An 18,930-nucleotide genomic window follows, 5' to 3' on the forward strand; every position below is an offset into this window, starting at 1 on the left:
TACATATTGACAGGTGTCAGCCCCTTTGCGGCTTTATGCGGGGCGGTCTTGCCCTTACTGTCCGCCCATGGCTGCTGATTCTGCAAAAGGCCCAAGGCCGAGCCTGACCGAAACGCTGTTCGTGGTGTTCCTGCGGCTGGTGTCGGCGGCCTGCCTGTGGTTCGCGCTGCAATACTGGGCGATGCTGACGGGCTTTGGCTTCGGCGGGCAGGGGCGCTTCGACCTGCTGCCGACCGCCTGGAAGGCGGCCTCCACCGCGCTTGCCGTGCTCTTCCCCGTCGCCGCCGTCGGCCTCTGGCTGCTCGTCTCCTGGGGGCCGGTGATCTGGCTGATCGCGGCGGCCACCGAGATCGCTATGCACGAGGTCTATCCCTCGATCTTCGGGGTGAACCGGCTCGTCGTCTTCATGCACATCGCCGTCGCCGTCGTCTTCCTCCTCTTCCGCGTCGCCCTCTTCATCGAGCGGCGCCGCCAGGCGCGCGCGGTAAGGACTGATTCACCCTGAAACAGCGTCGGCTCCGGGTAAGGTGCTGTTAAGGCTGCGGTTTAAGTAGAATTTTAGGCGCATTCGATAGGGTCTCACTCAAGGCGGGAAACGAACCAACACCGCCAAGCGAAACAGTGAGGCAGTAACATGAACACCAAGATGAAGCCGCAGGCCGTCGCCGTCGATCCGCAGGAAGAGGCGATCCGCAATCTCTATCTCGAATCCCTCCATCTCGTCGAGCGCCTGCACCGCCGCCTGCTCGACGTCGTCAAGGACGAGTTCGACCGCGCCGGCCGGTCCGACGTCAACGCCGTCCAGGCGCTGCTCCTCTTCAACATCGGCAATTCGGAGCTGACCGCCGGCGAGCTCCGCTCGCGCGGCTACTATCTCGGCTCGAACGTCTCCTACAACGTCAAGAAGCTGGTCGACCTCGGCTTCATCAACCACCAGCGCTCGCGCATCGACCGCCGCTCGGTCCGCATCAGCCTGACGGAAACCGGCCAGGAGGTCGCCGAGACCGTGGCGAAGCTCTACGAGCGCCACATCGGCTCGATCCAGAAGGTCGGCGGCATCGGCGAGAACGAGTTCACGCAGATGAACAAGCTGCTGCAGCGCCTCGACCGCTTCTGGAACGACAGCATCCTGTACCGGCTGTAACGCCGTCGATCTTTGCCGATCTCCTCCCGAAAAGCCGGACGCGTCCCTGCGCGTCCGGCTTTCGCGCATCCGCCCGGAACACGAATTGGCCATATTGCTGTGACACCGAGCGGACGGGCTTAAGGTATGCGCGGGCGGCGGGGCCGGTTTGCGTTTGTTAACCCTGTTCATGGTAACTGCATGGTTTATGGACCTGACGGTCGGCCCGTGCACCCGGCGCCTTCCGGCGCCCCTTTGAAGATGGTAGGATAGATGTCTCGCAAACCCGGATTTGATGTGTTCTCGCGCCGCGCATTCCTGCGTTCCGCCGCCACTTTCGGCGCCGCCGCCGTCGTCGGCCCGGCCGCCGCGCAGACCGCCATAGACGATATCCTCAACGCGCCGCGCCGCGGCAACTGGGACGACCAGTTCGACGCCAAGGCCTCGCGCACCGCGACCGCCGTCGTCTCCAACAACCCGATCTTCGGCGCCGGCAGCACCAACTACCTGCAGCAGGCGATCTACGACTACCAGAACATCGTCGGCAGCGGCGGCTGGCCGAGCGTCAACACGCAGGTGAAGCTGAAGATCGGCGTGGCCGATCCGGCGGTCCAGCAGCTGCGCCAGCGGCTCATCGTCTCCGGCGACCTGCCGCGGTCGGCCGGCCTGTCGAACGCCTTCGATTCCTACGTCGACGGCGCGGTCAAGCGCTTCCAGGCCCGCCACGGCCTGCCGGCGGACGGCGAGGTCGGCGAATACACGCTGAAGGCGCTGAACGTGCCGGCGGACACGCGCCTCGGCCAGCTGCAGACGAACCTCGTGCGCCTCCAGGCCATGTCCGGCGACCTCGGCCGCCGCTACGTCGTGGTCAACATCCCGGCCGCCTATATCGAGGCCGTCGAGAACGGCCGCGTGGCGCTGCGCCACACCGCCATCGTCGGCAAGATCGACCGCCAGTCGCCGGTGCTGAACTCGAAGATCTACGAGGTCATCCTCAATCCCTACTGGACCGCGCCCCGCTCGATCATCCAGAAGGACATCATGCCGCTGATGCGCAAGGATCCGACCTACCTGGAGCGCAACGCGATCCGCCTGATCGACGGGCAGGGCAACGAGGTCTCGCCGGAGACGGTGGACTGGAACGCCGAGAAGGCGCCGAACCTGATGTTCCGCCAGGACCCCGGCAAGATCAACGCCATGTCCTCGACCAAGATCAACTTCCACAACGAGCACCAGGTCTACATGCACGACACGCCCCAGCAGGGCCTGTTCAACAAGCTGATGCGCTTCGAATCGTCGGGCTGCGTGCGCGTGCAGAACGTGCGCGACCTGTCCGTCTGGCTGCTCAAGGAGACGCCCGGCTGGTCGCGCCAGCAGATGGAGGCGACGATCAAGAGCGGCGTCAACACGCCGATCAAGCTCGCCGAGGAAGTGCCGGTCTACTTCACCTACATCACCGCCTGGTCGGCCAAGGACCGCGTGGTCCAGTTCCGCGACGACATCTACCACAAGGACGGCGCGACGGAGCTGGCGCTCCAGACCGGCTACGGCCAGGAGGGCGGCGTCGCCGTCGGCGCCGTCGAGAGCGACTTCCTGCCGCAATAATTCGTCCGCCGTCCCGGACAACGGCCGCGTCCTCCTCGGGAGGGCGCGGCCTTTTCGTTATCCCGTCAGCCGGCGAATGCGAGGGCCGCGCCGCCCAGCGCGGACAGTCCGACGACGATCCACGGCGGCACCTTCCAGGCCGTCAGCGCGACGAAGCCGGCGAGCGCGAGCGCGAGATCGCGCGGATCGCCGATCGCGGTCGTGAAAACCGGCGAATGGAGGGCTGTGCCGAGGATGCCGACGACGGCGGCATTGGCGCCCTGCATGAGGGACCGCGCCTTCGCCATCGTCCGGAACCGATCCCAGAACGGCAGGACGCCGACGAGCAGCAGGAAGCCCGGCAGGAAGATCGCCGCAAGCGCCAGGCCGGCGCCGGCCAAGCCGTTCGGCACGGGGCCGAGCGCCGCGCCGAGATAGGCGGCGAAGGTGAAGAGCGGCCCCGGCACCGCCTGGGCCGCCCCGTAGCCCGCAAGGAAGACGTCGGGCGTGACCCAGCCGCTTCGCACGACCGCCGCGTCGAGCAGCGGCAGCACGACGTGGCCGCCGCCGAACACCAGCGCGCCCGCGCGGTAGAAGCCGTCGACGACGGCGAGCGCCTGGGATCGCCCGGCCGCAATCGGCAGGAGGATCAGCAGGGCGAGGAAGGCCGCGAGCGACGCGACGGCCGCGGCGCGGGAGACGGGCAGGGCGAGCCGGCCGGCCGGCGGCTGCGCCGCGCCCCGGTCCAGCGCGAGCCCGAGCAGCGCGCCGGCGGCGATGGCCCCGGCCATGCCGAAGGCGCCCGGCACGAAGGCGAGGATCGCGACGGCGAGAGCGGCGATGGCGGCGCGCTCGCGATCGGGGCAGAGCGTCCGCGCCATGCCCCAGACCGCCTGCGCCACGATGGCGACGGCGACGATCTTGAGGCCGTGCAGGGCGCCGTCGCCGACGGGTCCCGCGATGCCCCCGGCCGTCAGCGCGAAGGCCGTGAGGACGAGCGCAGAGGGCAGGGTGAAGGCGGCGAAGGCCGCGAACGCTCCCGCCCATCCCGCCCGCATCATGCCGAGCGCGAAGCCGGCCTGGCTCGATGCCGGGCCGGGCAGGAACTGGCAGAGGGCGACCAGGTCGGCATAGGCGTGTTCGTCCAGCCAGCGCCGCCGCACGACCAGCTCGTCGCGGAAGTAGCCGAGATGGGCGACGGGCCCGCCGAAGGAGGTGAGGCCCAGCTTGAGGAAGACGGCGAAGACTTCTGCGGCGCTCCCCCGTCCGGATGCGGCCTGCGGGCCGGCGGCATCGTCTGTCATCGGCTGCTCCCCGATTGCGCTCCCGCCCGGATTATCAGCCGGAGGCGACGGCGGGAAGACGGGAGGCGGCCGTTCGCGCCGCGCCGGCGCTGTCGCTTTTGTTTCATAAGCCGCGCGGAAATGGCGCAAACCGTGGAGCGTGTATTGCCCTTGCCATGCGAGGACGATAAACACCGTGCCACCAACGCCCAAGGAGCCTCGAGGATGAGCCTTTCTTCCGCCACCGACGTTTTCTTCACCCGGACGCTCGCCGATACCGACCCGGAGATCTTCGGCGCCATCGAGAAGGAACTCGGCCGCCAGCGCCATGAGATCGAGCTGATCGCCTCGGAGAACATCGTCTCGCGCGCCGTGCTCGAGGCCCAGGGCTCGATCATGACGAACAAGTATGCGGAAGGCTACCCGGGCAAACGCTATTACGGCGGCTGCCAGTTCGTCGACATCGCCGAGGAGCTCGCCATCGAGCGCGCCAAGAAGCTGTTCGGCGTCAACTTCGCCAACGTCCAGCCGAATTCCGGCTCGCAGATGAACCAGGCCGTGTTCCTGGCGCTCTTGCAGCCCGGCGACACCTTCATGGGCCTCGACCTCAACTCGGGCGGCCACCTGACGCACGGCTCGCCGGTCAACATGTCCGGCAAGTGGTTCAACGTCGTCTCCTACGGCGTGCGCGAGGGCGACCACCGGCTCGACATGGACGACGTCGCCGAGAAGGCGCGCAAGCACAAGCCGAAGCTGATCATCGCCGGCGGCACCGCCTATTCGCGCATCTGGGACTGGCAGCGCTTCCGCGAGATCGCCGACGAGGTGGGCGCGTATCTGATGGTCGACATGGCGCATATCGCCGGTCTCGTCGCCGGCGGCCAGCATCCCTCGCCCTTCCCGCATTGCCACGTCGCCACCACGACCACGCACAAGTCGCTGCGCGGCCCGCGCGGCGGCATCATCCTGACCAACGACGAGGACATCGCCAAGAAGATCAACTCGGCCGTCTTCCCCGGCCTGCAGGGCGGTCCGCTGATGCACATCATCGCCGCCAAGGCCGTCGCCTTCGGCGAGGCGCTGCAGCCGGAGTTCAAGGACTATGCCGCGCAGATCGTCCGGAACGCCAAGACGCTCGCCGAGACGCTGATCTCCGGCGGCCTCGACATCGTCTCGGGCGGCACCGACAACCACCTGATGCTCGTCGACCTGCGCAAGAAGAACGCGACCGGCAAGCGCGCGGAAGCGGCGCTGGGCCGCGCCTACGTCACCTGCAACAAGAACGGCATCCCCTTCGATCCCGAAAAGCCCTTCGTCACCTCCGGCGTTCGCCTCGGCACGCCCGCCGGCACGACGCGCGGCTTCAAGGAGGCCGAGTTCAAGGAGATCGGCAACCTGATCGTCGAGGTGCTCGACGGCCTCAAGGCCGCCAATTCCGACGAGGGCAATGCCGCGGTGGAAGCCGCCGTCCGGGAAAAGGTCGTCAAGCTGACGGACCGGTTCCCGATGTACCCGTATATGTAAGATAGCAAGGAAAGTGCATGCGCTGCCCCTATTGCGGTTCGGAGGATACGCAGGTGAAGGATTCCCGTCCGGCAGAGGACGGGGCCGCCATTCGCCGCCGTCGCATCTGCCCGGACTGCGGGGGGCGCTTCACCACCTTCGAGCGGGTGCAGCTGCGCGAGCTGATGGTCGTCAAGAAGACGGGCCGCAAGGCCCCCTTCGACCGCGACAAGCTGTTGCGGTCCTTCGAGATCGCGCTGCGCAAGCGGCCCGTCGACCGCGACCGGATCGAGCGCGCGGTCTCCGGCATCGTCCGCCGGCTGGAAAGCTCCGGCGAGACGGAGATCTCCTCCGAGGAGATCGGCCTCCAGGTGCTGGAGGCGCTGAAGGCGCTCGATGACGTCGCCTTCGTGCGCTACGCCTCGGTCTACCGCGACTTCTCCCATGTCGACGACTTCGAGAAGATCCTTGCCGAGGTCGCCGCCAAGATCGCCCGCGACCCGGGCGCCGACGGCTAGATGTCCGGCGTCACCCAGGATGACGCCCGTTTCATGGCGGCGGCGATCCGCCTCTGCCGCCGCAATCTCGGGCTGACCGCCACCAATCCCTCCGTCGCCTGCCTCGTCGTCAGGGACGGCGTCGTCCTCGGCGCCGCCGTCACCGCGCCCGGCGGGCGGCCGCATGCCGAGCCGCAGGCGCTGGCCGAGGCGGGCGAGGGCGCGCGCGGCGCGACGGTCTACGTGACGCTCGAACCCTGCTCGCATCACGGCAGGACGCCGCCCTGCGCCGACGCGCTGATTGCCGCAGGCGTCGTCCGCGTCGTCGTCTCGGTGACGGACCCGGACGAGCGGGTCGCGGGCCGCGGGCTCGCCATGCTGCGCGACGCCGGCATCGCCGTCGAGACGGGCGTGCTGGAGGAGGAGGGCAGGGCGGCGCTCGCCGGCTACCTCATGCGCCAGGTGCGCAAGCGACCGCATGTGACTCTGAAACTTGCCGTTTCGGCAGACGGCATGCTCGGCCGGCCGGGCGCGGGGCAGGTGGCGATCACCGGCCCGGTGGCGCGCGGGCAGGTGCATGTGCTGCGCGCCGAGACGGACGCGATCCTCGTCGGCATCGGCACGGCGCTTACCGACGATCCAGCGCTCACCTGCCGGCTGCCGGGGCTCGAAAGCCGCTCGCCGGTCCGCATCGTGCTCGACCCGCGGCTGGAGCTGCCGGCGACGTCGCGGCTGGCAAGGACGGCGCGGGACGTCCCGGTATGGGTGGTCGCGGGTGAGGCGCCCCCCTCTGGCCTGCCGGCCATCTCCCCCTCAAGGGGGGAGATCGACGGAGCGGCGGCTTCCTCGCCATCGACCGATACGGGAAGCCGGCTCCCCCATCCGATCTCTCCCCTTGAGGGGGAGATGGCCGGCAGGCCAGAGGGGGGTAGCGCAGCCAGATTGCAGGCCGCCGGCGTCGAGATCCTCCCCGCCGACCCGTACCGCCTCGACGCCCTCCTCGCCGCGCTCGCCACGCGCGGCATCTCCTCGCTGCTGGTCGAGGGCGGGGCGCGGACGGCGCGGTCCTTCCTCGACGCCGGCCTCGTCGACCGGATCCTGCTCTTCACCGGCCTCGCCGCCATTGGCAAGGACGGGGTCGCATCCCCATGTGTGTCCGGCCGCGTGCCGGACGGGTTCTCGCTCCGCCGCACGGCGCGCTACGGCGCGGATGTCTTCGAAGAATACGAAAGGGACGATTGATGTTCACCGGCATTGTCACCGATATCGGAACGGTCGAGCGGGTCGAGCCGATGAACGCGGGCGTGCGGCTGCGCGTGCGCACGAGCTACGATCCCGCGACCATCGACATGGGCGCCTCGATCGCCCATTCCGGCACCTGCCTCACGGTGACGGCCCTGCCGGAGGAAGGCGCGAACGAGCGCTGGTACGAGGTCGAGGCCTGGGAGGAGGCGCTGCGGCTCACCACCATTTCCGGCTGGAAGCCCGGCACCCGCGTCAACCTCGAGCGCTCGCTGAAGATCGGCGACGAGCTCGGCGGCCACATCGTCTCCGGCCATGTCGACGGCAAGGCGGAGATCCTCTCGGTCGAGCCCGAGGGCGACGCCACCCGTTTCCGCATCCGCGCGCCTGAGGGGCTGGAGCGCTTCGTCGCCCCGAAGGGCTCGGTGGCGCTGGACGGCACGTCGCTGACCGTCAATGCCGTCGACGGCGCCGTCTTCGACGTGCTCCTGATCCGCCACACGCTGGAGGTCACGACCTGGGGCGAGCGCAGGGCCGGCGACTTCGTCAATTTCGAGGTCGACACGATGGCGCGCTATGCGGCGAGACTCGCGGAATTTCCGGCACCGAAGGGCTGACCCGTTCCGGGAAGGACCGGGGCCGTCATTCTCCGGGCGTGTAACGATATCGATACCACTTCGCTTCTAAGGTGGGCCGCCCGCTTCTGGAGACGCTCGCCGCATGGCGCCCGACTACAAGACCCTTCTGCTCGCCATCGGCCTGTCCGGCATGTGCCTGGCGGCGACGCTGTTCGCCTCGTGGCTTTCGGCGCGCGTCGAACGCTTCCTCCTCTCCTGGGCGGTGGGCATCGGCTTCATCGTGCTCGCCGTCGCCGCCTACGGCCTCTACGTCGAGCGGCCCGACCCGGTCCTCGGCTGCCTCTACTTCGCCCTGCAGTTCGCCGGCTTCGCCTTCATCTACGGCGCGGCCTACCGCTTCCGCACGGCCTCGCCCGGCCGGCACCGCATCGCCTTCGTCTTCCTCCTCTGCATGGCGCCGTCGGCGCCCTTCCTGCTGATGGGCCTGAGCGGGATCGCCTTCATCGTCTTCAACCTGCTGGTCGCCGTCCTGCTCGCCCTGACGGCGTGCGAATACTGGAAGGGGCGGGAGGAGGCGCCGCTGCCGCTGACGGGCATCTTCCTGCTCTACATGCTGACGGCCGCCTCGTTCCTCCTGTGCGCCGGCATGCTGGTGAAGGCGCGCGCCTGGGTGCTCGCCGGTGCGCCGAACAACTGGGCGGAGGACCTCAACCTCGTGATGGCGATCATCGGCATCACCGGCATCGGCGCCATGTCGCTGGCGCTCAACCAGTGGCGCATCGCCGGCAGCAACCGCCGTGCCGCCATGACCGACGCGCTGACGGGCCTGCTCAACCGCCGCGCGCTCTTCGACCGCTACGGCGAGGACCCGGTCGGGCCCTATGCGGCGGTGATCGCGTTCGACCTCGACAACTTCAAGGCGGTGAACGACCGCCACGGCCATGCGGCGGGCGACGCGGTGCTGCGGGTCTTCGCGCGCGTGCTGATGGAGAACATGCCGACGGCGGCGATCGCCGCCCGCCTCGGCGGCGAGGAATTCGCGCTCGTGCTCGACCGCACCCCGCCCGACCGGGCCGCCCATGCCGCCGAGAGCATCCGCATCGCCTTCGCCGCCGAGCCCATCGTGGTCTCCGGGATCGCGCTCACCTGCACCGTCAGCGCCGGCGTCGCCCATGCCGGCAACGAGCCGCTCTCCTTCGACGCGCTCCTCGCCGTCGCCGACAAGGCGCTCTATGCCTCCAAGCAGGAGGGCCGCAACCGCGTGTCGGCCTCGCGGGAGATGCGCCGGACGGCCTGAGGCGCCCATCGGCGGGCCGGCGACGGAGAAAGGGGCTTGCCAAGGCGGCGCACTCGTGGTTTGACCGCCGCTTCTCTCCGCGGCTGCCGCGGCCCGCTTCCAGTTCTCAGGTAAGACCCATGGCCGATACCGATACCCCCCATCTCCTCATCGTCGAGGCGCGCTTCTACGACGACATGGCCGATGCGATGCTCGACGGCGCCAAGCATGCGCTCGACGCCGCCGGCGCCACCTACGACGTCGTCACCGTCATGGGCGCGCTGGAGATCCCGGCCGCCATCTCCATGGCGCTCGACGGCATGGAGAACGGCGGCACCTGGTACGACGGCTTCGTCGCGCTCGGCATGGTGATCCGCGGCGAGACCTACCATTTCGACATCGTCGCAAACGAGTCGAGCCGGGCGCTGATGGACCTGTCGGTGAGCGAGAGCCTGCCGATCGGCAACGGCATCCTGACGGTCGAGAACGACGAGCAGGGCTGGGCGCGCGCCCGCCGCTCGGAGGGCGACAAGGGCGGCTTCGCCGCGCGGGCGGCGCTGACGATGATCGGGCTGAAGAAGAAACTGGGCGGCGAACAGTGAGCGCGGACAAGGACAACGAGAAGCATCCGGTCAAGCCGGCCAACCAGCGCGGCGCGGCGCGCCTTGCCGCCGTGCAGGCGCTCTACCAGATGGACATCGGCGGCACAGGCGTGCTGGAGACCGTCGCCGAATACGAGGAGCACCGGCTCGGCCGGGAGCTCGACGGCGACACCTACCTCAAGGCCGACGCCTCCTGGTTCCGCTCGATCGTTTCGGGCGTCGTGCGCGACCAGCGCCAGCTCGACCCGCTGATCGGCGCCGCACTTCAGGACGACTGGGCGCTGTCGCGGCTCGATTCCACCGTGCGCGCCATCCTGCGCGCCGGCGCCTTCGAGCTGAAGGAGCGCAAGGACGTACCGATCGCCGTGATCGTCACGGAATATGTGGAGATCGCCAAGGCGTTCTTCGAGGACGAGGAACCGAAGCTCGTCAACGCGGTGCTCGATCGCATCGCCCGCCAGCTTCGCCCCGACGCACGCAAGTAGAACGGTAGACGGACATGAGCACGGGTACGGTCGAAGGTCTTGAACGGGAACTGTCGGCCGCCCGCCGCAACGTGTTCCTTCTGACGATGGCGCAGGCGCTGCTCGCCTCGGCGGGGCCGATCGTCTTCTCGATCGGGGCGCTTGCGGCCTACGACCTGCTCGGCCCCGACAAGTCGCTCGCCACCGCCCCGCTCACCGGCTTCAACCTCGGCGTCGCCTTCGGCGCGGCGCTGGTGGCGCTCGCCGCGCGCCTGCTCGGCCGCGCCCACGGCTTCGTCGCCGGCGCGCTCCTGGGGGCGGGCGGCGGGCTCCTGTCGGCCATCGCGCTCTTCCGCGGCGATTTCTGGCTCTTCTCCATCGGCTTCGTGCTCGTCGGCATATCGAGCGGCTTCGCGCAAAAGATCCGCTTCGCCGCCGCCGATGCCTCGCCGTCCTTCTACAAGCCGCGGGCGATCTCGTGGATCCTCGCCGGCGGCGTCGTCTCCGCCGTGCTCGGCCCGCAGGTCGCGATCCTGACCAAGGACCTGTTTACGCCGGTCCTGTTCGCCGGCGCCTTCGTCGCCTTCGCGCCGCTCTGCCTCGTCGCGGTCCTGCTCTTCCTGATGCTGCGCCTGCCCGACCGCAAGGCGGAGGCGCTCGCCGCCGGCGCGGTCGCGCGGCCGCTCGCCGAGATCGTGCTGACCCGGCGCTTCCTGACCGGCATGGTCTGCGGCATCTCCTCCTACGCGCTGATGACCTTCATGATGACCGGCGCGCCGCTCGCCATGGTCATCGGCTGCGGCTTCTCGACGGAGATGGCGACGCTGGGCATCCAGTGGCACGTGCTCGCCATGTTCGCGCCGAGCTTCGTCACCGGCATGCTGATCCAGCGCTTCGGCGCGGAGAAGGTGGTGGCCGCCGGCCTCGTCATCCTGATGGCCTGCGCGGCGGTCGCGCACATGGGCGTGGAGCTGTGGAACTTCTGGGGCGCGCTGGTGCTGCTCGGCGTCGGCTGGAACTTCGGCTTCATCGGCGCCACCGCCATGGTCGCGTCGAGCTATCGCCCGCACGAGGCCGACAAGGTGCAGGGCTTCCACGACATCATCCTGTTCGGCGCCGTGGCGCTCTCCTCCTTCTCCTCGGGTAAGGTGTTCAACGCCTACGGCTGGGAAACCATCAACCTGGTCTTCTGGCCGGTGACGGGCGTGAGCCTTTTCCTCGTCCTTCTCCTGATTTTGCGCCCCGGCCGCCCCTCCGCCTGAGCGCGGGCCGAAAAAACCTTGCCTCCGGGCGACTTGCCGCAGCGCAGCGGCTTGACGCAACCGATTCGCAAACGCACTCTTGCCCCGCGCCGGTCGCCGGCTGTGAGGGGCAGGCGGCGGCGGACGCGTGTCGGCTGCGGGAGGGAACCGCAGCCCCCAAGGAGGACAGAGCGAAATGACCATATTGTTGGGCGTTATCGCATGCGGGTTGCTCTCGGTGGCTTATGCCGTCTGGGCGACGCGGTCGGTGCTTGCCGCCGACCAGGGGAATGCCCGCATGCAGGAAATTGCAGGCTATATCCGGGAAGGGGCGCAGGCCTATCTCACCCGCCAGTACAAGACCATCGCCATCGTCGGGATCGTCGTCTTCATCGGCGCCTGGCTGCTTCTCTCCGCGACGGCCGCGATCGGCTTCCTGATCGGCGCCGTCCTTTCGGGTGTCGCCGGCTTCATCGGCATGCACGTCTCCGTGCGCGCCAATGTCCGCACGGCCCAGGCCGCATCCGTCAGCCTGTCCTCCGGCCTCGACATCGCCTTCAAGTCGGGCGCCATCACCGGCATGCTGGTGGCGGGCCTGGCGCTCCTCGGCGTCTCGATCTACTACTGGTATCTCACCGCCGTGCTCGGCCAGGACCCGGCGTCGCGTGACGTCATCGACGCGCTGGTGGCGCTCGGCTTCGGCGCCTCGCTGATCTCCATCTTCGCCCGTCTCGGCGGCGGCATCTTCACCAAGGGTGCGGACGTCGGCGGCGACCTCGTCGGCAAGGTCGAGGCCGGCATTCCGGAGGACGACCCGCGCAACCCGGCCACCATCGCCGACAACGTCGGCGACAATGTCGGCGACTGCGCCGGCATGGCCGCCGACCTGTTCGAGACCTATGCGGTGACCGTCGTCGCCACCATGGTGCTCGCGGCGATCTTCTTCGCCGGCACGCCGGTTCTCGCCTCCGCCATGGCCTATCCGCTGGCGATCTGCGCGACCTGCGTGATCACCTCGATCGTCGGCACCTTCTTCGTCAAGCTCGGCGCCAACGGCTCGATCATGGGCGCGCTCTACAAGGGCCTGATCGTCACCGGCGTGCTCTCCATCGCCGGCCTTGCCGCGGCGACCTCGCTCACCATCGGCTGGGGCTCGATCGGCACGGTCGCCGGCATCGAGATCACCGGTTCCGCGCTCTTCGCCTGCGGCCTGATCGGCCTGATCGTGACGGCGCTGATCGTGGTGATCACCGAATACTACACCGGCACCAACAAGCGCCCGGTGAACTCCATCGCCCAGGCGTCGGTGACCGGCCACGGCACCAACGTCATCCAGGGGCTCGCGGTCTCGCTGGAATCGACGGCGCTTCCGGCGATCGTCATCGTCGGCGGCATCATCGGCACCTACCAGCTCGCCGGCCTGTTCGGCACCGGCATCGCCGTCACCGCCATGCTCGGCATCGCCGGCATGATCGTGGCGCTCGACGCCTTCGGCCCCGTCACCGACAATGCCGGCGGCATCGCCGAGATGTCCGGCCTCGATCCGGAGGTGCGCAAGTCCACCGACGCGCTCGACGCCGTCGGCAACACCACCAAGGCCGTCACCAAGGGCTATGCGATCGGCTCGGCCGGCCTCGGCGCACTGGTGCTCTTCGCCGCCTATTCGAACGACCTCGCCTATTTCGCGGCGAACGGCGACAAGTATCCCTACTTCGCCGACATCGGCACGATCTCCTTCGACCTCTCCAACCCCTACGTGGTCGCGGGCCTGATCTTCGGCGGTCTCATCCCCTACCTCTTCGGCGGCATCGCCATGACGGCCGTCGGCCGCGCGGCGGGCTCCATCGTCGAGGAGGTGCGCCGGCAGTTCCGCGAGAAGGCCGGCATCATGAAGGGGACCGAACGGCCCGACTACGGCCGCGCGGTGGACATCCTCACCAAGGCGGCGATCCGCGAGATGATCGTGCCGTCGCTCCTGCCGGTGCTGGCGCCGCTCGTCGTCTATTTCGGCGTGCTCCTGATCTCCGGCTCCAAGGCGTCCGCCTTCGCGGCCCTCGGCGCCTCGCTGCTCGGCGTCATCGTCAACGGCCTCTTCGTCGCGATCTCCATGACGTCGGGCGGCGGCGCCTGGGACAATGCGAAGAAGAGCTTCGAGGACGGCTTCGTCGACAAGGATGGCCAGCGCCACCTCAAGGGTTCGGACGCCCACAAGGCCTCCGTCACCGGCGACACCGTCGGCGACCCCTACAAGGACACGGCCGGTCCGGCCGTCAACCCGGCGATCAAGATCACCAACATCGTGGCCCTGCTGCTGCTCGCCGCGCTGGCCTGATCCGCCGTCAGCCCAAAAAGAAACCGCGGGGAGCGATCCCCGCGGTTTTCCTTTTGGTTCCGTGCGTCGGGCGTCAGCTTCCGCCGAGCGCGTTGCGGATCATCGTCGCCGGGTTGGCGCCGCCGCGCAGCAACTGGCCGAGGAAGGTGAGCTCCATGCCGCCCGTCGGCGTCGTGCGCGAGATCATGTCGAAGACGACGCCGTCCTTCAGCGTGTAGTTGGCAAGCCGTTCGACCGTGCCTTCCTTGTTGAAGTAGACGGCGAGGATGTTCTGCTCGACGATCTTCGGCTTCATGAAGGCGACGGGGCGCGTGCGGGTCTGCGAGATGTAGTAGAAGACCTCGTTGTCGAAGGTCGCCGTCGAGGAGGGCGAGCCGAGCGAGAGCAGCACCTGCTCGCGCGACGAGCCGACGGGCGCGAGCGCCAGCGTCTCCTGGTCGACCACGTAGCCCTGGTGCAGCACCTCGCCGGTGTTGCAGCCCGCCAGAAGCGAAGCGGAGACGGTGACGGCAATGGCGGCGTTACGCAACAGCTTCATGTTCAAGGCGTCTCTCTTCAAAATATCCCCGGCCCGCGATGGCCGCACAGCCATTGCAATTCGTGCCTGCTTCGGTAAACCAGCTTCGAGCGTCATGCAACACGGCATGCTGCGCCTCCTTGGTTTGAATCAGGCAAAACTGGGCTTTATGATGTTTTTCGGCCTGTTCGGCAAAAAAAACGGCAACCGGCGGATCGTCGAGAAGCAGTATGCGGCGCTGACGGCGGCCGCGCGCCGGCCCGGCCTCTATGCGCGCCTCGGCGTGCCCGACACGGTGATGGGCCGCTTCGAGATGCTGTCGGCCATGCTGATCCTCTATTTCCGCCGCACGCGCAGCTCCGCGCGCTCGGGCCAGGAGATCGCCCAGGAGATCGTCGACGCCTTCTTCGAGGACGTCGACCATTCGATCCGCGAGCTCGGCGTCGGCGACGTCGGCGTGCCGAAGCGCATGAAGAAGTTCGCCGGCATGTTCTACGGCCGGCTCGAATCCTACGCCGCGGCGCTCGACTCCGGCGACCGGGAGGCGCTCGCCGCCGCGCTCGGCCGCAACATCCATCCCGAGGCCGGCGAGGCCGCGCCCTCGATGCGGGCGCTCGCCGACTACCTGTTTTCCGTCGAGGCGGCCATGGCGGCCCTTCCGGAGGACGCCATCGAGACGGGGGCGCTCGCCGTGCCCGCGCCGGAGACCTGAACGCCATGAAGACCGACGACATTCCCTTCTCCTATCCCGTCAGGGTGGGGCACATCTCCGCCAATCCCGTCGAGGTGACGATCTCGGCCGATGCCGAGGAGCGGGCGGGCCTCGCGCGCCTCTGGGGCGTCCTGGAGGTGAGGGCGCTTTCCGCCGCCTTCCAGGTGCAGCGCTGGAAGCGCGACGGCGTGCGCCTCAAGGGCCGCGTTTCGGCCGACATCGTCCAGGCCTGCGTGGTGACGCTGGAGCCGGTCGAGGCGCATATCGACGAGCCGGTCGAGGCCGTCTTCGTGCCGGAGGGCTCCAAGCTCGCGCGCATGCCCGTCGCGGTCGAGGGCGGCGAGATGCTGCTCGACCCGGACGGCCCGGACGCGCCGGAGGTCTTTTCCGGCGACACGATCGACGCCGGCGCGGTGGCCGCCGAGCACGCCGCGCTTGCCATCGACCCCTATCCGCGCAAGAGCGACGCGGTCTTCGAGGGCCATACCGAAAGCACGCGGAAGGACGACCGGAAACCCTCGCCCTTCGCCGCGCTCAAGGACTGGAAAAAAGACTGAACGGCGTTCCGCCCGGCGGATAATTCAGTTGTCACCCCGGTGAAAAGCGCTATTTTGACGCAATCCGCGTCGGCGGCGCGCTGGAGCATCCTGCAAACGGGCGAAATCGCCTGCTCGCAGACAAGATACTCTGGATTCAAGGAATTTAGAGCATCCTTTGTGCGTCCGCACGGACGCACGGCGCTCTAGCGGAAACAAGAACAAGGCAAGATACGCGTGGTCACAATTTCCGTTGATGTCATGGGTGGCGATTTCGGCCCGGAGGTCGCCATCCCTGGCGCAGCCAAGGCTCTCGAACGCCATCCCGACATCCGATTCGTGCTCTATGGCGATGCGGCCCGGTGCGAGCCGCTGATCGACCAGCACCCCAAGCTGAAGGCGGCGAGCACCTTCCGCCACTGTGACGTCGCCGTGGCCATGGACGAGAAGCCGAGCCAGGCGCTGCGTCGCGGGCGCGGCAAATCCTCGATGTGGCTGTCGATCGACGCCGTCGCCAAGGGCGAGGCGGATGTGGCCGTCTCCGCCGGCAACACCGGCGCGCTGATGGCCATGTCGAAATTCTGTTTGCGCATGATGGCGAACATCGAGCGCCCAGCGATCGCCGGCATCTGGCCGACGCTGAAGGGCGAGAGCATCGTGCTCGACATCGGCGCCACCATCGGCGCGGACGCGAACCAGCTCTTCGACTTCGCGCTGATGGGCGGCGCCATGGCGCGCGCGCTGTTCGAGGTCGACCGGCCGACGGTCGGCCTCCTCAACGTCGGCGTCGAGGAGATCAAGGGCCAGGAAGAGGTCAAGGCCGCCGGCCAGCTCATCCGCGAGGCCAATGTCGACACGATCGACTATTATGGTTTCGTGGAAGGTGACGACATCGGCAAGGGCACGGTGGACGTGGTGGTGACGGAAGGCTTTGCCGGCAACATCGCGCTGAAGGCCGCCGAAGGCACGGCGCGGCAGATGGCCACCTACCTGCGCGCCGCCATGTCGCGCACCTGGCTCGCCCGGCTCGGCTACATCCTGGCGAAGAGCGCCTTCGACCGGCTGCGCGAGAAGATGGATCCGCGCAAGGTCAACGGCGGCGTGTTCCTGGGGCTGAACGGCATCGTCATCAAGAGCCACGGCGGCACGGACGCCGAGGGCTTTGCCGCCGCCGTCGATGTGGGCTACGACATGGTCCGCAACGGCCTGAAGGACAAGATCGAGAAAGATTTGCAGAAATATCATGCCGGCCGCCCCGTGGGGGGTGCTGCCCAGGACATGAGCGACGGGGTACGATGACATGATCCGTTCAGTGGTCCGCGGTTTCGGGGCGGTGCTCCCGAAGCGGGTGCTCACCAATGCCGAACTCGAAAGCATGGTCGACACGTCCGACGAATGGATCGTGCAGCGCACCGGCATCCGCGAGCGCCACATCGCCGGCGAGGGCGAGACGACCGCCTCGCTGGGGGCCGCCGCCGCGCAGGCCGCGCTCGACAAGGCCGGCTTCAAGGCCGCCGACATCGACCTCATCATCGTCGCCACCTCGACGCCGGACAACACCTTCCCGGCCGTCGCCGTCGACATCCAGAACCGGCTCGGCATGCATCACGGCTTCGCCTTCGACGTGCAGGCCGTCTGCTCCGGCTTCGTCTATGCGGTGGCGACCGCCGACGCCTATATCCGCGGCGGGCTCGCGCGGCGCGCGATCGTCGTCGGCGCGGAGACCTTCTCGCGCATCCTCGACTGGACCGACCGCACGACCTGCGTGCTCTTCGGCGACGGCGCCGGCGCCATCGTGCTGGAGCGCGCGGAAGGCGAGGGCACGTCGGCCGACCGCGGCGTGCTGACCGCGCAGCTGCGCTCCGACGGCGCGCATCGCGACAAGCTCTACGTCGACGGCGGCCCGTCGACGACCGGCACCGTCGGCCACCTGCGCATGGAGGGCCGCGAGGTCTTCAAGCACGCCGTCGGCATGATCACCGACGTCATCGTCGCCGCCTTCGACGCGACGGGGCTGACCTCGGAGGACCTCGACTGGATGGTGCCGCACCAGGCCAACCGCCGCATCATCGACGCGTCGGCCAAGAAGCTCGGCATCGCGCCGGAGAAGGTCGTCATCACCGTCGACAGGCACGGCAACACGTCGGCCGCATCGATCCCGCTGGCGCTGGCGACGGCCGCCGGCGACGGGCGCATCAGGGAGGGCGACCTCGTGCTGCTCGAGGCGATGGGCGGCGGCTTCACCTGGGGTGCGGTGCTGCTGCGCTGGTAGTCCGGGGCGTTCGCCGTTTCCCCGAATCGCAAGAATCCCCTATCTCCTTGTTTCTACGCAGTTCCGGATGCGGAGGCGCCTTGCGCTTTTGCCGGAATTGCTTCCGGCCGCGCCCTTGACCCGCCGGGGCAAGGACAATAGTCTGCGCTCCCTAAGCATGCGCTTTCTATGGAAAATCGGTGAGGAGAAGATGAGCGGGAAGACGGTGACACGCGCAGACCTGGCCGAATCGGTTTTCCGCAAGGTGGGCCTTTCGAGGACCGAATCGGCCGAGCTGGTCGAGACCGTGATCGACGAGATCTGCAACGCCATCGTGCGCGGCGAGAGCGTGAAGCTCTCCTCCTTCGCGACCTTCCAGGTGCGCGACAAGAACGAGCGCATCGGCCGCAACCCGAAGACGGGCGAGGAGGTGCCGATCTCGCCGCGCCGGGTGATGACCTTCAAGGCCTCCAACGTGCTCAAGCAGCGGGTGCTGAAGGCTCATCTCGCGCGCAAGGCGAAGCAGAAGCCGGCCTCGCCCGCCTCCTGACGGCTTTTATCCGCCCGCACGTGAATATCCGGCGCCAACCCGTTGAAATGAATGCGATCGTCCGGCATATGTCTTGTGCCGTCCATGCGTTTTTCCAACGAGGGTAGAATGGACAAGAGTCCGGACGCTTTCCGCACCATCAGCGAAGTCGCCGACGATCTCGACCTGCCGCAGCACGTGCTGCGCTTCTGGGAGACGCGCTTCACGCAGATCAGGCCGATGAAGCGCGGCGGCGGGCGGCGCTACTACCGGCCGGAAGACGTCGACCTGCTCAAGGGCATCCGTCACCTGCTCTACGACCACGGCTACACGATCAAGGGCGTGCAGAAGCTCCTGAAGGTCAACGGCAACAAGTTCGTCGCGGCGATCGCAAGCGGCGACCTTGCCACCGTGGAGGCGCTCGCCGCCGCCAGCCACGAGGAGCCGCCGCCGCCGAAGGCGGCGAGCGACGAGGACCAGATCGTCGGTCGCGCCAAGGTGCCGGCGAGCCGCCGCTTCTTCTCCTTCGTCGGCGGCGGCGACGATTCGCCGGAGATCTCGATCGGCCGCTCCAGCGTCGGCAAGGAGGACCGCGCGCTCCTGCAGGAGGCGCTCTACGACCTCCTGGAATGCAAGCGCCTGCTCGACCAGGTGCGCTGA

The 18,930-nt window shown here is 68.3% G+C and carries 20 protein-coding genes; 18 read left to right on the plus strand and 2 right to left on the minus strand.

What is annotated here, in order from left to right; all coding sequences use genetic code 11:
• Positions 1 to 121 precede the first annotated feature (121 nt).
• The 3 genes from NNZ72_RS05575 (at position 122) to NNZ72_RS05585 (ending at position 2,728) form a co-directional block, all read left to right on the plus strand.
• Positions 122 to 505 carry a DUF6163 family protein gene (locus tag NNZ72_RS05575; RefSeq protein ID WP_503473618.1) on the plus strand — a complete coding sequence of 128 codons (384 nt, stop codon included), beginning with the start codon at positions 122 to 124 and terminating at the stop codon, positions 503 to 505.
• A gap of 129 nt (positions 506 to 634) precedes the next feature.
• Positions 635 to 1,144, plus strand: a complete 510-nt coding sequence (gene ldtR, locus NNZ72_RS05580; protein ID WP_257313850.1) for a transcriptional regulator LdtR — start codon at positions 635 to 637, stop codon at positions 1,142 to 1,144.
• Positions 1,145 to 1,396: 252 nt separating this feature from the next.
• Complete coding sequence (locus NNZ72_RS05585; protein ID WP_257313852.1) at positions 1,397 to 2,728, plus strand: L,D-transpeptidase family protein; 1,332 nt, start codon at positions 1,397 to 1,399, stop codon at positions 2,726 to 2,728.
• Positions 2,729 to 2,793: 65 nt separating this feature from the next.
• On the opposite strand, the gene chrA is transcribed toward NNZ72_RS05585, so the two are convergent.
• Positions 2,794 to 4,011, minus strand: coding sequence for a chromate efflux transporter (gene chrA / locus NNZ72_RS05590; protein ID WP_257313853.1), 1,218 nt, complete (start codon positions 4,009 to 4,011; stop codon positions 2,794 to 2,796).
• Positions 4,012 to 4,215: 204 nt separating this feature from the next.
• On the opposite strand from chrA, the gene glyA reads away from it, so the two are divergent.
• The 9 genes from glyA to NNZ72_RS05635 all read left to right on the plus strand — a co-directional run bounded on the left by glyA (position 4,216) and on the right by NNZ72_RS05635 (position 13,725).
• On the plus strand, positions 4,216 to 5,514 hold the full coding sequence (gene glyA, locus NNZ72_RS05595; protein ID WP_257313854.1) for a serine hydroxymethyltransferase: 1,299 nt from the start codon (positions 4,216 to 4,218) through the stop codon (positions 5,512 to 5,514).
• Positions 5,515 to 5,531: 17 nt separating this feature from the next.
• Positions 5,532 to 6,011: a transcriptional regulator NrdR gene (gene nrdR / locus NNZ72_RS05600; RefSeq protein ID WP_257313856.1), complete on the plus strand. Its 480-nt coding sequence runs from the start codon at positions 5,532 to 5,534 to the stop codon at positions 6,009 to 6,011.
• Positions 6,012 to 7,232, plus strand: coding sequence for a bifunctional diaminohydroxyphosphoribosylaminopyrimidine deaminase/5-amino-6-(5-phosphoribosylamino)uracil reductase RibD (gene ribD / locus NNZ72_RS05605; protein ID WP_257313858.1), 1,221 nt, complete (start codon positions 6,012 to 6,014; stop codon positions 7,230 to 7,232).
• On the plus strand, positions 7,232 to 7,849 hold the full coding sequence (locus NNZ72_RS05610; RefSeq protein ID WP_257313861.1) for a riboflavin synthase: 618 nt from the start codon (positions 7,232 to 7,234) through the stop codon (positions 7,847 to 7,849). The genes ribD and NNZ72_RS05610 overlap by 1 nt, the downstream gene beginning before the upstream one ends.
• Positions 7,850 to 7,952: 103 nt before the next feature.
• A complete protein-coding gene (locus NNZ72_RS05615) occupies positions 7,953 to 9,107 on the plus strand; it encodes a GGDEF domain-containing protein (RefSeq protein ID WP_257313863.1) in 1,155 nt (384 codons plus the stop codon).
• Between the two features lie 119 nt (positions 9,108 to 9,226).
• A complete protein-coding gene (gene ribH / locus NNZ72_RS05620; protein WP_257313864.1) occupies positions 9,227 to 9,688 on the plus strand; it encodes a 6,7-dimethyl-8-ribityllumazine synthase in 462 nt (153 codons plus the stop codon).
• Entirely contained in the window at positions 9,685 to 10,173 is a 489-nt protein-coding gene (gene nusB, locus NNZ72_RS05625; protein ID WP_257313866.1) for a transcription antitermination factor NusB, read from the plus strand. Before ribH ends, nusB begins: the two co-directional genes overlap by 4 nt.
• Before the next feature lie 14 nt (positions 10,174 to 10,187).
• On the plus strand, positions 10,188 to 11,414 hold the full coding sequence (locus NNZ72_RS05630; RefSeq protein ID WP_257313868.1) for an MFS transporter: 1,227 nt from the start codon (positions 10,188 to 10,190) through the stop codon (positions 11,412 to 11,414).
• A 175-nt stretch (positions 11,415 to 11,589) separates the two neighbouring features.
• On the plus strand, positions 11,590 to 13,725 hold the full coding sequence (locus NNZ72_RS05635; RefSeq protein WP_257313870.1) for a sodium-translocating pyrophosphatase: 2,136 nt from the start codon (positions 11,590 to 11,592) through the stop codon (positions 13,723 to 13,725).
• Positions 13,726 to 13,798: 73 nt separating this feature from the next.
• Here NNZ72_RS05635 and NNZ72_RS05640 read toward each other — a convergent pair whose 3' ends face one another.
• Positions 13,799 to 14,263 (minus strand): outer membrane protein assembly factor BamE, encoded by a 465-nt coding sequence (locus NNZ72_RS05640; protein ID WP_257313871.1) that lies wholly within the window; start codon positions 14,261 to 14,263, stop codon positions 13,799 to 13,801.
• Between the two features lie 151 nt (positions 14,264 to 14,414).
• Between NNZ72_RS05640 and NNZ72_RS05645 the strand changes: the two genes are divergently transcribed.
• From NNZ72_RS05645 to NNZ72_RS05670, 6 genes are all read left to right on the plus strand, one after another.
• Entirely contained in the window at positions 14,415 to 14,954 is a 540-nt protein-coding gene (locus tag NNZ72_RS05645; RefSeq protein ID WP_257314219.1) for a ubiquinol-cytochrome C chaperone family protein, read from the plus strand.
• 5 nt (positions 14,955 to 14,959) lie between these two features.
• Positions 14,960 to 15,511, plus strand: a complete 552-nt coding sequence (locus NNZ72_RS05650; protein WP_257313872.1) for a YceD family protein — start codon at positions 14,960 to 14,962, stop codon at positions 15,509 to 15,511.
• A gap of 216 nt (positions 15,512 to 15,727) precedes the next feature.
• Positions 15,728 to 16,789, plus strand: a complete 1,062-nt coding sequence (gene plsX / locus NNZ72_RS05655) for a phosphate acyltransferase PlsX (protein ID WP_257313873.1) — start codon at positions 15,728 to 15,730, stop codon at positions 16,787 to 16,789.
• Between the two features lies 1 nt (position 16,790).
• A complete protein-coding gene (locus NNZ72_RS05660; RefSeq protein WP_257313877.1) occupies positions 16,791 to 17,762 on the plus strand; it encodes a beta-ketoacyl-ACP synthase III in 972 nt (323 codons plus the stop codon).
• Between the two features lie 190 nt (positions 17,763 to 17,952).
• Positions 17,953 to 18,291 (plus strand): integration host factor subunit alpha, encoded by a 339-nt coding sequence (locus NNZ72_RS05665; RefSeq protein ID WP_064329714.1) that lies wholly within the window; start codon positions 17,953 to 17,955, stop codon positions 18,289 to 18,291.
• A 108-nt stretch (positions 18,292 to 18,399) separates the two neighbouring features.
• A complete protein-coding gene (locus NNZ72_RS05670) occupies positions 18,400 to 18,930 on the plus strand; it encodes a MerR family transcriptional regulator (protein ID WP_257313886.1) in 531 nt (176 codons plus the stop codon).

Origin of the sequence: Shinella pollutisoli (genome assembly GCF_024609765.1) — a bacterium.
Classification (GTDB): domain Bacteria; phylum Pseudomonadota; class Alphaproteobacteria; order Rhizobiales; family Rhizobiaceae; genus Shinella; species Shinella pollutisoli.